Origin of the sequence: Paenibacillus radicis (ex Gao et al. 2016), assembly GCF_014641555.1 — a bacterium.
Taxonomy (GTDB): domain Bacteria; phylum Bacillota; class Bacilli; order Paenibacillales; family Paenibacillaceae; genus Pristimantibacillus; species Pristimantibacillus radicis.
Genome location: NZ_BMHY01000001.1, coordinates 1,131,701 through 1,147,618, shown reverse-complemented (window position 1 = coordinate 1,147,618; position 15,918 = coordinate 1,131,701). Strand labels below are relative to the sequence as shown.

Genomic DNA, 15,918 nt, shown 5'->3' with positions numbered 1-15,918 from the left:
ACAGAAGCCTCTCAGGAGGATGAAAGCATTAATTTAAGCGCTTTAACTTTAGGGCATGACAAAGTCAAATGCAATAGCGGCTGCGTCCCTCCTCTCCTGAACGGAAACTATTCGCTATCCCAATTAGTCCAGTCTATGCCTGATGCTGGCTTCATTACACCTGTATTGTAGTGTTCAAGTAAATGAATTGTCAACAAAATATTAAAGCGCTTAAACTTTAATAACATTCATCACTGCCGATTCCCCTCCTATAACAGAGGACACCTCATGTATTTACCTTGCAATTCACACAAGGTTCCCTGGCGTCTCAAGCATGGAAAGAGGCCGCTGCATCCCCCGCCAACGTTCCGGAATATCCTCTGTAGAATTGTCGGCATACAACGCTGTCAAATGCAATGAGATCGAGTCCACCCCATCCGCTACAAGCACTTCCTTAATATCTGATACCTTTGCCGGAACATCATACCGATTAACAGTACCTAACTGCTCCACCGGCAAAAACATGTCCAAGCTTTTCCTATATCCACAGCGGTCTGGAAATCTTGGAGAGCTGCCTGAATCATATTTGGTCAAAAAAACAGACCCGGCGTTTGCCCGCAGCAAAGACTGCGCATCGAATGCCAGCACAGCAAAGCTTTCTTCCGGTTCTCTTCTCGTATACATCTCCAGCATCTTTCTGCAATCTCTTAAGGTCGGCCAGAAAAACACATGGCTATCCAAGTGTGCTCTGAATTGCTGTTGAGTGGTGGAGGCAGCCATCATTTTATCCGGAATTCGAAGATGAGCGTTTAACGTCATAATAAGGCCCTCGTATGCGCTCTGCATTTGTTCCGTCCGCCGCTCGCCGCTAAATTCGGGCCGGATTACACCGCTTGGCAGCAGTCTGTCCAGCGCCGCAATTGCCTTCAAGTTCGACGCTCGCGTGAAATGATAGAGCCATTTCCGATTTTCCGTCCTCGTTATAGCCTGAATAATGTCCATTTTCATCCCCCTCAAATTACATTTTCTCATAAGTATAACCGCAAAGAAACAGCCGAAAAAAGGAGAATCTCCTGATTTCGGCTGTTTCTTCGCACCGGCAGCAGGGACTGCCGATTACAGTCCCATCCATGTAATTGCCCAGCCAATCCAGCGGTTAGGGTTGAATAAATGGCCGGCAAAAATATCAAACCAGCTGGCTAAGGCAAGCAGCGACAACACCAAATAAACGGCAATCTCCTTCATCGGTTTGCGGCTCCCAATCATATAGACAAGACCAATCAGAAGCCCTCCCGAAATCAGCAACATATATCTGATCATGCGGCCGGCCCCTTCCTTCTCCGTTTCTTGAACTTCCCTAGCATCCATAGCAGCAGCGGGAGTACCATCCCATAGAAGCATGAATATTGGAAAATGTAACGTTTATCCCAAACGATGTTGCCAATGACATTGTCATTCAATGTAATGGCGATGCCAGCAATCAAGAAAATAAGCGGAATCGCCGCCCCTGCTCTGTTCTTAAGCTTAAACAGCTGGCAAATACCGATTACAGCGCAGTAATAAGCGATACAAAGCTTTAGAAAGATCCAGACGGTCCAGCCGATGACGATTGTAGACTCCAGGTTCTCGATAAACTCGGCAATTTGAAGCTCCTTCACAATCGTATACAAAGGATATAGCAAATGCCCGCTGCGAGGAGCACCTAGGACACCCACTGTCACCAGAACGATACCGGACAGCAGCAGCGTTGCTAGTGTCATGCCAAGGAGCAGCGAAGTTCTCAACCGGCTTTTGACATGTGGAGCAAGCATCATGATCGATACCGTCTCCAGATAGGGAAAGCCGATCACCGGCCCGGAATCCTTCACGAGCTTGGCAAAACTCGTCTGAAACATCGGCTCTAGCTTGCTCCAATCCCACTCCTTCATGGCGCATAAATAAATGGTCACCATAACAAAAATGACGAGAGGAGTTAGTATTTCGCTCGTTCTGGCGATGGTCTCGATGCCCTTTATGGCCGCGTAACAGGCAATACCTAAGAACATAATGTGAAATACGGTAATCGGCGTATTTGGCATTAGAATCGTCTTCATGAAATCGCCCAAATTACGTGTTACCCAGCTTGAGGTCTGAATAAAGTACCAAATATAGAGCAGAGCAATAAGCCCGCCAACCGGCCTGCCTGCCACTTCGACAGCCAGCTGTACGATACTCAGATTCGGATATACCTTCGACATTCCCATCCATATCCATACAGCTGCAAGTGTAAAAGCGCCTGCCAGCAGCGGAATCATCCATCCGTCTTGCTTAGTAGTAGCGATAATGCTTGCGGGCCGGATAAAAAAAGCCGTTCCGAGAGAATAGTTAACGGTAATCAGGAAAAACTGCCATCCGCTTATGTGCTCCTTCAATGTACCACTCACCTTGTTTTATACGGATCCAATGTATTGCCGAACGTTTGGATAATGAACTGTGTGGTCAACACCAGTTGAGTCTCTTTCCAGCTCTCGGGGTTGCGCTTTGCTGCCGCCCATTGCTGCCCCCGCTTCTGCTTAATCATCGCTTCCAGTCCGGTTATATCCCAGTCGTTTTTTTTGGTTTTCTCGAACAGTCGCGCACACTTATCCTGCAGCGCCTTGTCGAGCTGCGATTCAATTTCCTTCAAATTCGCCTCATCCAGCTTTGCATTCTGCGTATTGTTCTCCATATGGACTTCGGCTTTCAATTGAATGCGCAATACCGGCTTGCCATTTTCCATCACCAGTTTTTTACGAATCGTAAAATCCTCCGAACGCAAATCGACATGCCCTTCGTTCAACGGAACAGACTGATGGAACATATGAATCTGCCCATTCAGCAAATTGTAGTAAGGCATTTCTGATGATTTCAGCCTCCCAATCATCTTGCCCTGCTTGATTAATGCCCCTCCCTTCAATATAAAGCTGCCTTTATTCGCGTCGATCGTTTCATACTTTTTCGTATCGGTGCTGGCCACATCCTCACCGGACAGCGAGATAATAGGTAAAACGGTTAGTACGGTGCTCTCCAGATTCTCGACCACATGCTTGACCTGAGAGCGCGGACTGGCTTCACCCGTCTGATAGGTGCCGTTATTGATAATCAAGCGGGCGTTGCGTCCAGGCAGTCTTTCCAGCGAGGTATAGGTCCGCATAATAGCCGCGAGCGGTGAATCCGTTATAATCATCGGAATCGTCGATTGCCGATTATTCTGTTTTTCCAAGAAATTGAGCTGGTCTATTAGCCCTTTCCGAGCTGCACGCTCCGTCACTACCATTGCATTATAATGATCGAAAAACGGCTTTTTTGAAATACCGTCAGTTAACTTTGACGGATTTTCCGTTGAATCAAACGTTCGAATGCTGTAAGTGTAGACCGGGGCATTGATACCGGACGTTTTTTGCGCCGCAATGCCCGTTGGATTAATGATCTGATAATAGAACGTGCTCCCGCCCTGCTCCGGATTCAGATCCATACCGACGAAATTGACGATAGCCAGCTGGTTCACTTCGATCATGTCCCAACAGCCCGTTAAACAGAGCAGCGCCGTTATACTGACGACGAGCTTATGCTTCCATATCCGGCGTTTGACGTTCATGCTGCTCACCTCTCCGGGTCTAGTGTCTGGGTCGCATGTCTACGGAATTCTTCTTTTGCGCTTCGTTCGGTTCATAACGGGATAGGTTTTTATTTTCGACCGGCTCCGGCGCGCAAGAACATCCTTCCAGTCCGAAAGATAAGTAGGTGCGATTGGCGCGAGAAAGGGAACGCTGAATGACTTCAGCGAAGCGAAATGGATGACTGTAAATAGCGCCCCGCATAATATGCCGAACAGGCCCATAAAGGAGGCAAGCAGCATAAAGGCATATTGGAGAAAACGCTGCGATAGGCCAAAGTTATAGTAAGGCGCTACGAAGCTCGCAATGGCGGTAACCGCAACGACGATTACCATCGCTGCCGAGACCAAGCCGGCTTGTACCGCCGCCTCTCCCAGAACAAGCGCCCCTACAATAGAAATGGCCTGTCCAGCGATTCTTGGCATCCGCAGACCGGCTTCTCGCAAGATCTCGAAGCTTCCCGCCATTAAGAAGGCTTCGATATAGGAAGGAAACGGTACGCCTTCCCTTTGTGCGGAGATGCTAATTAACAGCGAAGGAGGCAGCAGGCCTTGCTGAAAGATCGTAACGGCGATGTAGAGCGCAGGGACGAAGATCGCCAGCAGGAAAGAAATGAAGCGAATCCACAGCATGAACGTTGCGATATCCGCACGCTGGAAATAATCTTCCGGTGAGGAAAAAAACTGAAAAAAGGTAATGGGGCCAATTAAGGCAAGCGGACTGCCGTCCACCATGACAGCAACCCTTCCCTCTAACAGATGGGAGACGGTAACGTCTGGACGTTCCGACTTCTGCATCATCGGCATTGGAATAAAGGTCCGGTCGGAAATAAAGTCCTCGACATAGGAAACATCCAGAATACTGTCCGTATCAATCGCCTTCAACCGCCTTCGAAATTCGTCAACGACTTCCGTTGGCGCCAGTTCCCCCATATAGAGAATAACGACACGCGATTCCGTCTTGGAGCCAATCGTAAATTGCTCAAACCGCAAATCCGCCGTCCGGATTCGTTTGCGGATTAAGCTCAGACTGGTCGCCATATCCTCGTTGAATGCTTCCTGCGGTCCGCGTACAGTCATCTCCGTCTCCGGCTTCGGAATCGGCCGCTGCGACTGCATGGACACATCCAGCTGCAGAATCTCGTCCGCACCTTTCAGCAGCAGCAAGCAATTCCCTTCCAGCAGCGCTAGTACACAGGAATCAAGATCGGAAATCTTCGAAGAATTCGAGACTGGAATCTGAACGTGCAATTCGTCTATCGTCCAATTGGCAGCTTCCGCTGTCGCAATTCTTTCCGAAAAAAAACGCAAAATCGTATCTTCGATTTTACCTTTGTCTACTAGTGTGTTGATAAATAAACAATGCCCTTGCCTGTCAGGCGACAGCGCGAATGGATGGCGGTTCAGATCCGGAGGATTGCCGAGTGCCTCCTGAATGCTTTTGATGATCGATTCCGGGTCGTATCTATTGAATTGTGCACTGCCGCCTCTGCTCTTGGAGCCATTCATCCATCGTCGACCCTCTCTCAATGAAGTTGATTCCATTATTTCCATCCCCCCCTTCCCTCATACCCTTTTGCCTCCAGTTGCAGCCATAGCAAAAAAGCCCCTCAGGTAGCCTGAGGGGCTTATCGTAAGTCGGATTAAGTTCTAAGTATAAGGGCAGAAGTCCTTCATTTAAGCAAGCTCGGCATTCAAGCGATCGAGAAGCTCGATCAGCTCAAGCGGCTCCTTAACGGTATAAGTAGGACGCTCTGATTCGTCAGCAGGTGTATGCGGGTAGCGAGGCGTCCAGCTTTGGAAGATACTTGTGATGCCCAGCGCATTCGCGCCTTTCATATCACGGCTCAAATTGTTGCCGATCATCACGATTCGCGGGTAATCAGCCTCGGACAGATCCAAAGCGCCTACGGCAGCTTTGAACATTCGAGGACTCGGTTTGGATGCCTTTATAGTTTCGGAATAGATCATGGCCGTAAAATAATCGTAAAGTTCGTGCTGCTTAAATACGTTCTTGAACGATTGCGCGTCGCCGTCGGCAACCAGCGCCAGCGTATATCCTTTCTCAATCAACGTTTTGAGCATAACGTCCGCGCCGGGAATCAGATCTGCGCTGATTACGATTCCCTCTTCGTCCCTTACTTCTGTTGATTCATCGACAATTGTGTCTCCGCTATCAAAAAATACGATCAATCTTTTTTCCATTGTGCCAAACACCCTTCCCCCAAATTAATTTGCCGGCGTGCTTGTCGATTCTCTAACGATCAATTCCGGCTGCATGACAATCCGTTGCTTAATTTCATCTGTATTCTCTGCGCTGCGAATCAGCAAGTCGAAAGCCAGCTTGACCATCTGGTCCATCGGCTGGGCAACGGTTGTAAGCGCCGGATTCGTCACGGTAGACAGAATCGTATCGTCAAAGCCGATAATCGACAGCTGCTCCGGTACCCGTACTCCTGCTTCTTTGGCGGCTTGCAATGCCCCGATCGCTAGCAGATCGTTGCAGCAAAATATCGCCGACGGACGGTTTTCCCCGCGGATTAGCACCGCTGCCGCCCGTTTTCCGTCTTTGATGCTGGAATCGCATGAAATAATGCTCTCATCATCGACGGCAATGCCTGCCTCGAACAAAGCGAATCGGAAGCCTCTGACCCGCTCATAGCTGCTCGTGACCTTAAAATTCTCAGACAGTACCGCAATTTGGCGATGGCCGCCGCCCAGCAAATGCTCGGCAGCAAGCGCCCCGCCCTTGAAGTCGTCCGTTAGTACGCTGTGAACCGGCATCGCGACAGCTTCCCTTGCGATCATGACGATCGGCAGCGATTTCTCTGCCAGCTGCGTCAAAATATCCGCATTTTCCACGCCGGTACCGATTAGAATGCCATCCACACTTTTTTGCTCCAGCAGCCGGATGTATTTCTCTACCCGGTCATCTTTGTTGTCCGTGCTGCAGACGATGACGCTATACCCTTCGGAATGCGCCAAATCCTCTACCGTACGGGCAATCTCGGAGAAAAAGGGGTTGGATACGTCGGGAATTAGCAGCCCGATCGTATACGTCTTTTTGCCCATCAGAGCCGAGGCGATCACACTCGGCTGATACTGCAGACGCTCCATCACCTTGAATATTTCATCACGCTTTTTCTTGCTTACTTTTCCCTTGCCGTTTATCGCATTGGAGACGGTCGCGATGGAGACGCCCGCCTCCTTGGCAACATCATATATCGTGGTCGCTTTCATGCCCAACCTCATTATCGTCGGATGTTAAGGACAGGCAAACGCCCCCTTACCCGGATATTATCCGATTTATCCGCTCGATTTGCAAACGATTTGTAAATCGTTACGGAGATTACGGCTGTTGTCTCGTTGCGATCCAAGCGTGATCCGGATCGTTGTTAAACTTCCAGACCCGGTGCGGACCGGCCATCACGTTGAGATAGTAGACCTGGTAGCCCGGAGGCGCGGAAACGGGATGGTAGCCTTTCGGTACAAGCACCGCTTCGCCGTCCTTCACGGCCAAGTTCTCATCCAGGGAGCGGTCGTCGGTATAGACGCGCTGCATCGCGAAGCCTTGCTCCGGCTGCACATGGAAGTAGTACGTTTCTTCAAGGAACGACTCCTCTGGAAGCGCATCACGGTCATGCTTGTGCGGCGGATAGCTCGACCAATGTCCTTCTGGCGTGAACACTTCTACGACCAGCAGGCTGTCGGCAGGCTCTTGCTCCGGCAAAATGTTGTGAATGAAGCGCTGCGTTGTTCCTGTGCCGCGAACTTCAACGCCGACGTCGCTAGGTGCGATCAGGCGCGCAGCATGATTGCCTTTACCTGGTGCTTCGCATACTGCCAGCTCTACTTTGGTTAAAGCCTCCAGCTCATAACGATCATCGTTCGGAACGTAGACGGAGTATGGAGGCGTCTGTTCAAAGACGCTCATTCTTTGGCCAATATTGCTCCAAGACTCTTTCGCCGTCGTCACATTCGCCAGACCGCCCAGCAGGACGAGGCAAACCTCATTGCCGCCTGTTTCACGGCTCAGCTTATCTCCCGGATTCAACTGGTATACTTCGAAACCGACATACTCCCAGCCTGCCGATTCCGGAGTAATCGAAAGTACCGGATCCGTCCCCGCTGCTTGCTGCTGCGGGCTTACGATCAATTTGCTCATTCGATTACATCCTCTCTTTCAATTACTTAAGCTCCGACAGCTTCACGCTGCGGTTGTCGCGAAGGGAAATTTTTGCAGCCAGTGCGATACGTTCCGCTTGGCAAGCGTCTTCGCCGCTGACGGAAACTTCTCCGCCTTGCAGCAGCACGTTGATGAATTGCTCTGTTTCTTCAATATAAGCATTGTTGTAACGCTCAAGGAAGAAATGAAGCGGCTTCTCGCTAATAACGCCTTGTTCTGTGCTAAGTACAGCTGTGTTCGCTTGGTCGTTGGTTGAAGCTACAGAACCTTTCGATCCGAATACTTCAGCACGCTGGTCATAACCGTAAACGGCTTTGCGGCTGCAATCGATAACGCCAAGCGCGCCGTTCGCGAAACGAAGCGTAACAATCGCCGTATCCACGTCGCCATGATCTCCAAATACCGGATTAACAAGGACGCTGCCTTGCGCGTATACTTCTTCAACTTCAGAGCCCGAGAGGAAACGAGCCATATCGAAGTCGTGGATCATCATGTCCATGAAGATGCCGCCCGATACTTTAATGTAAGCTTCTGGCGGTGGCTCAGGGTCGCGGGACGTAATTTTAATCAGATGCGTCTCGCCGATTGAACCTGCTTTTACATGCTCACGGATTGCTTTGAAGTTATGGTCGAAACGGCGGTTGAAGCCAACTTGCAGTTGAACGCCTGCTTTGCGAACCTCTTCCAGCGCTTCCTCTGTTTGACGAATGTCCATGCTAACCGGCTTCTCGCAGAAAATATGCTTGCCTTGCTGCGCAGCTTGCTTGATAAGCGGAACATGCGTATCTGTAGAAGAACAGATGAACACAGCATCAATATCCGGGTTATTCAACAGCTCATTGCTGTCCTTCGTTACGATAGCAATGGCTCTTTCATCCGCCCATGCTTGCAATTCAGGGCTTGCAAACAGATCGCTGATTGCTACGATTTCTGCTTGCGGGTGTCTTCTCAAGTTGTCGGCATGGATTTTGCCGATTCTGCCGGCGCCAATAATGCCGATTCTAATCTTCTTCATACTTATCCGCCCTTCTCTTGTCCCGTGCTGCCAAACAGCCGCATTTTATCACGCACGGCAGCCTTGATCGCTTCGCGCGCCGGATTCAAATAATGTCTTGGATCATACGTTTCCGGATTGTTGTTCAAAAACTCCCGGATCGCCTGTGTAAAGGCGCTTTGGTTGTCGGTATTCACGTTGATCTTCGCCGTGCCTGAAGCGATAGCCTGGCGGATTTCCGCTTCAGGAATGCCGCTTCCTCCGTGAAGAACAAGCGGTAAACCTGTAACCGAATGAATTTCCTTCATCCGGTCCAGTCCCAGCTTCGGCTGTCCCCGGTACGGGCCGTGTACGGAGCCTAGTGCAGGAGCCAGGCAATCGATGCCCGTCTCCTTCACCATCCGTACGCAATCCGCTGTTTCCGCATAGGAAGCCTCTGCCTCGAGCACTTCCAGATCATCCTCGCGTCCGCCGATTCGGCCGAGCTCTGCTTCCACAGAAGCGCCCAGCACATGGGCAGCCTCCGTTACACGCAGCGTCGTCTGAATGTTCGTCTCCAAGGAATGATGAGAAGCATCGATCATGACCGAAGTAAAGCCTGCTTTAAGCGCCTTGATACATACCTCGTAAGAGGAGCCGTGATCCAGATGCAAAGCGACTGGCACTGTAATGCCGTAATGGTCGATCAAAGTGTTAACCATGCCATAAATGTAAGGCAGTCCGCCCATATAAGGAATGTAAGCCTCACTGACGCCGAGGATAACCGGTGAAGCTTCCTCTTGAGCAGCAGTCAGGATTGCCTGCGTAAATTCAAGATTGTTCAAATTGAATTGTCCGACGGCATAGCCGCCCTTATTGGCCGTGCGAAGCATGTCAGTCATCGATACTAAAGTCATTTCGGATCAGCCTCCAAGCTTAGGATGCGACTACCAGCGAGCCGTTACCATTTTTTTGCGAGTATAGAACTCTACACCGTCGTTGCCGTTGGCATGAAGGTCGCCGTAGAACGATTTTTTCCAGCCCGAGAATGGGAAGAACGCCATTGGAGCCGGTACGCCAAGGTTGATACCCAGCATGCCTGCATCGATTGTCTCGCGGAATTGACGCATGCTGCCGCCGCTGCTAGTGAACAAGCAAGCGCCGTTAGCAAATTCCGAACGGTTAGCGATCTCAATTGCTTCTTCCAGCGTTGTTGCACGCATTACGGACAGAACTGGAGCGAAGATTTCGTCTTTCCAAATTTTCATCTCGCAGCTGACTTGGTCGAAAATTGTTGGTCCTACGAAATAGCCTGCAGAAGCAGTCGCTTCGTCTTTACGGCCGTCGCGTACGAGTACTCCGCCTTCTGTTTCGCCGGATTCGATGTAGCCGATCGTTCTTTCTTTATGCGGTCCACGGATAACTGGGCCGAGGAACGTTCCCTCTTCCAGACCGTTGCCGATTGTAATGTTGTCTGCAGCTTCAGACAGTCTGCGCACGAGCTCGTCGCCCACATCCCCAACAGCGATAACGACCGCACAAGCCATGCAGCGCTCGCCTGCGGAGCCAAATGCTGCGCTGACGATTTCTTTAACAGTCAGGTTAAGATCCGCATCCGGCATAACGATGGAGTGGTTTTTAGCGCCAGCAAGAGCTTGAACGCGTTTGCCGTACGAAGTACCAGTTGTGTATACATATTCCGCAACCGGCTGCGAACCGACGAAGGAAATAGCTTTCACATTCGGGTGTTTCAGAATGCCGTTAACAACGTCATGTGCACCATGAACGATGTTCAGTACGCCAGCTGGCAGGCCAGCTTCGTGGAACAGCTCAGCAAGACGGTTAGCCAGCAGCGGCGTGCGCTCGGATGGCTTCAGTACGAATGTGTTGCCGCAAGCGATCGCAAGCGGGAACATCCAGCAAGGAACCATCATCGGGAAGTTGAATGGCGAGATGCCGCCTACAACGCCGATAGGGTAGCGGTACATGCCCGACTCCAGGTTTGTTGCGATATCAGGAAGCTGTTTGCCCATCATGAGCGTTGGCGCGCCAGCAGCGAACTCTACGCACTCGATGCCGCGAAGTACTTCGCCGTAAGCTTCGGCATAGCTTTTGCCGTTTTCTGTTGTGATCAGGCGAGCAAGCTCATCCCAGTGATCTACGAGAAGCTGTTGGTATTTGAACAAAACGCGTGCGCGTTTCGGAACCGCCGTTTTGCCCCAGCTTTCGAATGCTTTGCCTGCTGCTTCAACAGCTGCGTTTACGTCTGCTTCAGAGGAAAGCGGAACTAGTGCCAATACTTCTTCAGTTGCAGGGTTATAAACGTTGTCGAACTTGTCGCCAGTAGCCTCGACCCATTGTCCGCCAATCCAGTTTTTAAGTGTAGTCGTCATGTGTAATTCCCTCGTTTCTTGGAGTTGAAAAATTTGCAAAGCGATTAAATGAAAGACAGTTTAGTTAGCTGTAATTTCCCCGCGATTGCAACGTTCGATGTAATCTTTAACTTGCTCTACAGTCGGCATAGCATCCGAACAGCTGTGGCTGGAGATTACGATACAAGCAGCAGCGCTTCCGAATTCCATACTTTTCTCGAGCGTCAGACCCGACATAATGCCGTAGATGAAGCCAGCAGCGTAGGAGTCGCCTGCACCAAACGTTTTCACGACTTTAGCAGGGTAAGATTTCGCCCGGTGCTCGGAGCCGTCCGGCGTATAGGCGATTGAGCCGCCTTTGCCATGCTTGATGATGACGATTTTCGCGGAATAGTCGAACCATTTTGTAGCCGTGTAACGGTCGCTGTGCTCAACGTTGTTCTCGAAGCGCTCCATGCTGTCGAACTCTTCGCGCGTTCCGATAATGATGTCGCTTTTCTCGGCTGCCAAGTTGTAGTATACGGCTGTTTCTTCAGGAGAAACCCAAGTATAAGGACGGTAGTCGATGTCAAAAATGACAGTCGTGCCATGCTTGCGCGCATAATCCAGCGACAGAAGCACCGCTTCACGAGAAGGGCTGGAAGCGAGAGCTGTACCGGAGATAAGCAGCGCTTTGCTGTCTGCGATCAGCGCTTCATTTACTTCCAATGGATGAAGCAGCAGGTCGGCAACATTGTCGCGGTACATGAGAATGCTGCATTCCGACGGGCTTTTAATTTCAGTAAAAGCAAGGCCTGTAACAGCACCCGTTTTGTCGGTCACGACGTTGCTGGTGTCAATGCCTTCATTTTCAAGGTAGCTCTGGATGAATCTGCCCATTTGGTCATCTGCAATTTTGCCGATGAACGCCGTTTTATTGCCCAGACGGCTCATGCCGATCGCGATATTTGCAGGCGAACCGCCTACATATTTCGTGAACGTCATCGTTTGCTCCATTGGACGGTTGATCTCGTTGGCATTGAGATCGATACAAAGACGGCCGATAGCCGTGAAATCAAACTTTCTGCCAGTTGGGAAAGAAATGGTAGACAATTTATTCACTCTCCTTCTCACTAATTAAGGAGCTAAGGTACTCGATTGCTTTGGCCGCGTATTCGCGAGCCGGAGCCTTGCCCGGGTCTTGTTCGCCTTCAAGAAGCGCCCAGCCGTCATATTTCCGATCCAGCAGCTCATTTACGATCGGACGGAAATCGATATTGCCCGTGCCCGGAACGGTAAACACGCCATTACGGATGCAAGTCACGAAATCAACGCCGGACTCTTTCGCTTGCTTAAGCAGATCCGTACGCACATCCTTCAAGTGGATGTAAGCGACACGGTCATAATGCTTGCGCAGCACTTCTACTGGCTCCGCTCCGCCATAGAGCGCGTGACCGGAGTCAAACAACAGGAACACCGCATTCGGATCTGTCAAAGCCATCAGCTTATCAATTTCCTCTGGCGTTTCTATTGCTGTACCGCCATGGTGGTGATACGTCAGCTTGAGACCGTACTCCAGCGCGATTTTACCAGCTGCATTCAGTCCTTCAACCAGACTCGCCCAGCCCGCTTCATCCAGAGGAATGATCTCGGTCTCGTTAGGTGTACGGCGCGGGTCGAAGTGCAAGGAGCCTCCAACTTCGCAAGTGCTGATTACTTTGCTGCCCATTTGCTGCAGAAACTGTGCATGCTTGCGGAAAGCTGCGAGCTCAGATTCACGGTAAGCCGGATCGGAGAACAATACCGATTTCCATTGGGAGACGAGCTGAATATCGCGCTTCGCCAGTTCTTGCTTCAGAACTTCAATGTCAGTCGGGAACTTTCTGCCCATCTCCGTACCTTTCAGGCCAAGCGCCTGAATATCGTCCACGATTTGTTCGAACGTCGTGTTATCGCCATGCTCCTTCACGTCTTCGCCGACCCAGTTGATCGGATGAACGCCTAAATGAAAAGGAAACAACGCCATTTCTAATTCCTCCTAATTCTAGTAGGCCTTCGCCTGTGCCAGCTTTTTGTTCATTTCGTGATGTGCAGCAACGACTTTTTCGCTTTCGGATACAGCCGGAACGCCAACGTTCCACCAGGATTCGTAGCCGTTTGTGTTCGTGCCGGCCAGAACCGGAATTTCGATCAGCGTTGTGCGCGTCTCTGCTTTCGCCTGCTTCAGCGCTTCGCGAAGCTCTTCCGCGTTAGTCGCTTTGTAAGCTGCCAGACCCAAGCTGCGTGCATGGCCTGCAAAGTCGATTGGCAATGGTGCACCTGTATAACCGCCTGTCGGCTGCTCACGGTAGCGGAATTCATTGCCGAAGCCGTCGCTTCCGTTTCCGCGCTGCAGGTTATGAATGCACTGGTAGCCATGGTTGTCAAACAGCAACACCGTCAGCTTTTTGCCTTCCTGCAAGCTCGTTACCAGTTCGGAGTGGAGCATCAGATAGCTGCCGTCACCTACTACGGAGTAAACTTCACGATTAGGCTCAGCAATGGCTGCGCCAAACGCGCCGCTTACTTCATAGCCCATGCAGGAGAAACCGTACTCCATATGGTAGCCGCCCGGCGAGCCAACCCGCCACAACCGCTGAAGATCGCCCGGCAAGCTGCCTGCTGCGCAGACGATTACCGCATCTTTATCAATTGTTTCGTTAATGACACCAAGAGCTTGCGTTTGCACAAAGCCGTCTTCCCGCTCCAGCGAGTACAGGCGGTCAATCTCAGCATTCCATTCTGCATTGAAAGCTGCGATTTCGCCGTCTTTATAACCGGAAGCATAGCCCGCTTCTTCAAGCGCTTCAGCAAGCAAAGTAAGTGCTACTTTCGCATCGCTTGCAAGTGCGGTGCCTTCCAGCTTAACCGCATCGGAGCGGTTGACGTTGATATTGAGAAATTGGACATCCTGATGAGGGAAGGCCGACTTGGATGATGTCGTGAAGTCGGAGTAACGCGTTCCAACACCAATGATCAGGTCGGCTTCTTTAGCCAGCTTGTTCGCTGCTAATGAGCCAGTTACGCCCACACCGCCGACATTCAACGGGTGATCCCAAGGCAATGAGCCTTTGCCCGCTTGCGTCTCAGCGACTGGAATGCCGAATTTCTCAGCGAATGCCGCGAGCGCTTCTGCTGCGAAGGAATATTGCACGCCTCCGCCTGCTACGATCAGCGGTTTGCGTTTCGTTGCAACGAGTTCAACCGCACGTTTCACAGCATCCGGAGATGGCTGTTGACGATCTACGACATGTACACGCTTGTCGAAGAACGATGCCGGATAGTCATAAGCTTCTGCTTGAACATCCTGCGGCAGCGCCAGCGTTACCGTTCCGGTATCAGCCGGATCCGTCAATACGCGCATTGCTTGAAGAGCTGCAGTCATCAGTTGCTCAGGACGCACGATGCGATCCCAATATTTGCTGACAGGTTTGAAGCAGTCCGTTGCCGAAATGGTATAATCATGTCCCGCTTCGACCTGCTGCAGCACCGGATCGGGCTGACGGGATGCAAAGTTGTCTCCCGGAAGCAAAAGCAGCGGGATGCGGTTAACCGTCGCTGTTCCAGCTGCGGTAACCATATTCAAAGCGCCTGGACCGATTGAAGTCGTACAAGCATAGATGCTTGTGCGGTTCAATTGTTTGGCATAAGCCGTCGCCGCGTGCGCCATTCCTTGTTCGTTTTTGCCTTGTACGAATGCCAGGTTGCCCGGGCTCCGTTCCAATGCTTCACCAATTCCCGTAACGTTGCCGTGACCGAAAATACCCATCACACCGGCTACGAATTTCGTTTCCACACCGTCAATGGAAATGTACTGTTGATCGAGAAATTTCAATAAGGCTTGTGCCATTGTTAACCGGATTGTGCTCATAGTATCCTCCTCGACTACTGAGTTAAGCGCTTATTTAATAAACGCTTCCAAAACGCACACACTTTATATTATAATAATAGGTAAAGCGCTTAATCCTTATTTTACACATAAGCGTTACGCAAATCAATCACAAATTAAGGAGGAATTTTCTTACATGGCTATTTCCGATCCTCAATTGCATTGGGATACTGTGCTTCGAGTTTCACCGATTTTGTACCTGGATCGTCTGGAGCCGTTCCTGCCGATACGCGTAGGCGTTACTGTATTCGATGCCCCAGGCCCATCTCCCTCATTCGATCGCAATATCGAGTTTGATACATCCCGCATAGGCACCGTCATTGAATATGCGATCTATTATGACTACGACATCCAGCACATTTACGATCTGGAGCATGTATGGGTATACCTTGACCATGAAGGTCAAGTCGTATCCGCCGAAGCCAGCTTCCATGGCCGGTACTTCCTCAGCCTGCTGCCGGACCGCAGCAATTTAACGGAGCAAGGCCAGGTCAAGCTGTTCGTTCAACCTGGCAAGCATGCGATGATTCCGATTGCGGACTTTTTCCGTTTGCTTCCTAACGTGGAAAGCTGCTGCCAAGCGGATGCCGGCGTTGACGGCACATTGGAACCTGATATGTTCAGCGGACAATTCAAATTCGGCGACGACATCGATGAGCGCTCCGAAAAGCATTTGCGCGAATTCAGCTTCCAGCCTTCGTTCGACTATATTCCGCATACATGGTCTTCGGACGCTTTCGTCACATGGACGGAGCTGACCAAGGAAATTCCGGTTCGGATGAAAGCATTGCTTGCCGAGCTTTAATATGCCCCAAAAAAAGCAACCGCCTCGGGATCGAATCCCAAGGCGGTTGCTTTTTGGTATGC

At 50.7% G+C, this 15,918-nt stretch carries 15 protein-coding genes; 1 reads left to right on the top strand and 14 read right to left on the bottom strand.

The genetic code is table 11. From position 1 onward, the window contains the following. Positions 1-285 precede the first annotated feature (285 nt). From IEX98_RS05175 to iolD, 14 genes are all read right to left on the bottom strand, one after another. Positions 286-981, bottom strand: a complete 696-nt coding sequence (locus IEX98_RS05175) for a DUF7002 family protein (RefSeq protein ID WP_188887818.1) — start codon at positions 979-981, stop codon at positions 286-288. Positions 982-1,095: 114 nt separating this feature from the next. Beyond that, complete coding sequence (locus IEX98_RS05170) at positions 1,096-1,299, bottom strand: hypothetical protein (RefSeq protein WP_188887817.1); 204 nt, start codon at positions 1,297-1,299, stop codon at positions 1,096-1,098. Next, entirely contained in the window at positions 1,296-2,390 is a 1,095-nt protein-coding gene (locus IEX98_RS05165) for a GerAB/ArcD/ProY family transporter (RefSeq protein ID WP_188887816.1), read from the bottom strand. Before IEX98_RS05165 ends, IEX98_RS05170 begins: the two co-directional genes overlap by 4 nt. Before the next feature lie 8 nt (positions 2,391-2,398). Beyond that, complete coding sequence (locus IEX98_RS05160; RefSeq protein WP_188887815.1) at positions 2,399-3,595, bottom strand: Ger(x)C family spore germination protein; 1,197 nt, start codon at positions 3,593-3,595, stop codon at positions 2,399-2,401. Between the two features lie 39 nt (positions 3,596-3,634). Further along, positions 3,635-5,158, bottom strand: a complete 1,524-nt coding sequence (locus IEX98_RS05155) for a spore germination protein (protein WP_229691967.1) — start codon at positions 5,156-5,158, stop codon at positions 3,635-3,637. A gap of 132 nt (positions 5,159-5,290) precedes the next feature. After that, positions 5,291-5,818, bottom strand: a complete 528-nt coding sequence (locus IEX98_RS05150) for an HAD family hydrolase (protein WP_188887814.1) — start codon at positions 5,816-5,818, stop codon at positions 5,291-5,293. A 24-nt stretch (positions 5,819-5,842) separates the two neighbouring features. Beyond that, on the bottom strand, positions 5,843-6,853 hold the full coding sequence (locus IEX98_RS05145) for a LacI family DNA-binding transcriptional regulator (protein ID WP_188887813.1): 1,011 nt from the start codon (positions 6,851-6,853) through the stop codon (positions 5,843-5,845). A gap of 109 nt (positions 6,854-6,962) precedes the next feature. Continuing rightward, complete coding sequence (iolB, locus tag IEX98_RS05140; protein ID WP_188887812.1) at positions 6,963-7,778, bottom strand: 5-deoxy-glucuronate isomerase; 816 nt, start codon at positions 7,776-7,778, stop codon at positions 6,963-6,965. Positions 7,779-7,800: 22 nt separating this feature from the next. Further along, positions 7,801-8,814, bottom strand: a complete 1,014-nt coding sequence (iolG, locus tag IEX98_RS05135) for an inositol 2-dehydrogenase (protein WP_188887811.1) — start codon at positions 8,812-8,814, stop codon at positions 7,801-7,803. A 2-nt stretch (positions 8,815-8,816) separates the two neighbouring features. Then, positions 8,817-9,689: a class II fructose-1,6-bisphosphate aldolase gene (gene fba, locus IEX98_RS05130; protein ID WP_188887810.1), complete on the bottom strand. Its 873-nt coding sequence runs from the start codon at positions 9,687-9,689 to the stop codon at positions 8,817-8,819. Between the two features lie 30 nt (positions 9,690-9,719). Beyond that, positions 9,720-11,165, bottom strand: coding sequence for a CoA-acylating methylmalonate-semialdehyde dehydrogenase (locus tag IEX98_RS05125; RefSeq protein WP_188887809.1), 1,446 nt, complete (start codon positions 11,163-11,165; stop codon positions 9,720-9,722). A gap of 60 nt (positions 11,166-11,225) precedes the next feature. After that, complete coding sequence (iolC, locus tag IEX98_RS05120; RefSeq protein WP_188887808.1) at positions 11,226-12,236, bottom strand: 5-dehydro-2-deoxygluconokinase; 1,011 nt, start codon at positions 12,234-12,236, stop codon at positions 11,226-11,228. A 1-nt stretch (position 12,237) separates the two neighbouring features. Further along, complete coding sequence (gene iolE, locus IEX98_RS05115; RefSeq protein WP_188887807.1) at positions 12,238-13,149, bottom strand: myo-inosose-2 dehydratase; 912 nt, start codon at positions 13,147-13,149, stop codon at positions 12,238-12,240. Between the two features lie 18 nt (positions 13,150-13,167). Continuing rightward, a complete protein-coding gene (gene iolD / locus IEX98_RS05110) occupies positions 13,168-15,033 on the bottom strand; it encodes a 3D-(3,5/4)-trihydroxycyclohexane-1,2-dione acylhydrolase (decyclizing) (protein ID WP_188887806.1) in 1,866 nt (621 codons plus the stop codon). Between the two features lie 154 nt (positions 15,034-15,187). On the opposite strand from iolD, the gene IEX98_RS05105 reads away from it, so the two are divergent. Beyond that, complete coding sequence (locus IEX98_RS05105; protein ID WP_188887805.1) at positions 15,188-15,856, top strand: hypothetical protein; 669 nt, start codon at positions 15,188-15,190, stop codon at positions 15,854-15,856. The last annotated feature ends 62 nt before the right edge of the window (positions 15,857-15,918 follow it).

Coding starts and splice junctions, on each gene's coding strand:
- IEX98_RS05175 (WP_188887818.1), bottom strand. CDS start 981: ATGGACATTATTCAGGCTATAACGAGGACGGAAAATCGGAAATGGCTC.
- IEX98_RS05170 (WP_188887817.1), bottom strand. CDS start 1,299: ATGATCAGATATATGTTGCTGATTTCGGGAGGGCTTCTGATTGGTCTT.
- IEX98_RS05160 (WP_188887815.1), bottom strand. CDS start 3,595: ATGAACGTCAAACGCCGGATATGGAAGCATAAGCTCGTCGTCAGTATA.
- IEX98_RS05155 (WP_229691967.1), bottom strand. CDS start 5,158: ATGGAATCAACTTCATTGAGAGAGGGTCGACGATGGATGAATGGCTCC.
- IEX98_RS05150 (WP_188887814.1), bottom strand. CDS start 5,818: ATGGAAAAAAGATTGATCGTATTTTTTGATAGCGGAGACACAATTGTC.
- IEX98_RS05145 (WP_188887813.1), bottom strand. CDS start 6,853: ATGAAAGCGACCACGATATATGATGTTGCCAAGGAGGCGGGCGTCTCC.
- iolB (WP_188887812.1), bottom strand. CDS start 7,778: ATGAGCAAATTGATCGTAAGCCCGCAGCAGCAAGCAGCGGGGACGGAT.
- iolG (WP_188887811.1), bottom strand. CDS start 8,814: ATGAAGAAGATTAGAATCGGCATTATTGGCGCCGGCAGAATCGGCAAA.
- fba (WP_188887810.1), bottom strand. CDS start 9,689: ATGACTTTAGTATCGATGACTGACATGCTTCGCACGGCCAATAAGGGC.
- IEX98_RS05125 (WP_188887809.1), bottom strand. CDS start 11,165: ATGACGACTACACTTAAAAACTGGATTGGCGGACAATGGGTCGAGGCT.
- iolE (WP_188887807.1), bottom strand. CDS start 13,149: ATGGCGTTGTTTCCTTTTCATTTAGGCGTTCATCCGATCAACTGGGTC.
- iolD (WP_188887806.1), bottom strand. CDS start 15,033: ATGAGCACAATCCGGTTAACAATGGCACAAGCCTTATTGAAATTTCTC.
- IEX98_RS05105 (WP_188887805.1), top strand. CDS start 15,188: ATGGCTATTTCCGATCCTCAATTGCATTGGGATACTGTGCTTCGAGTT.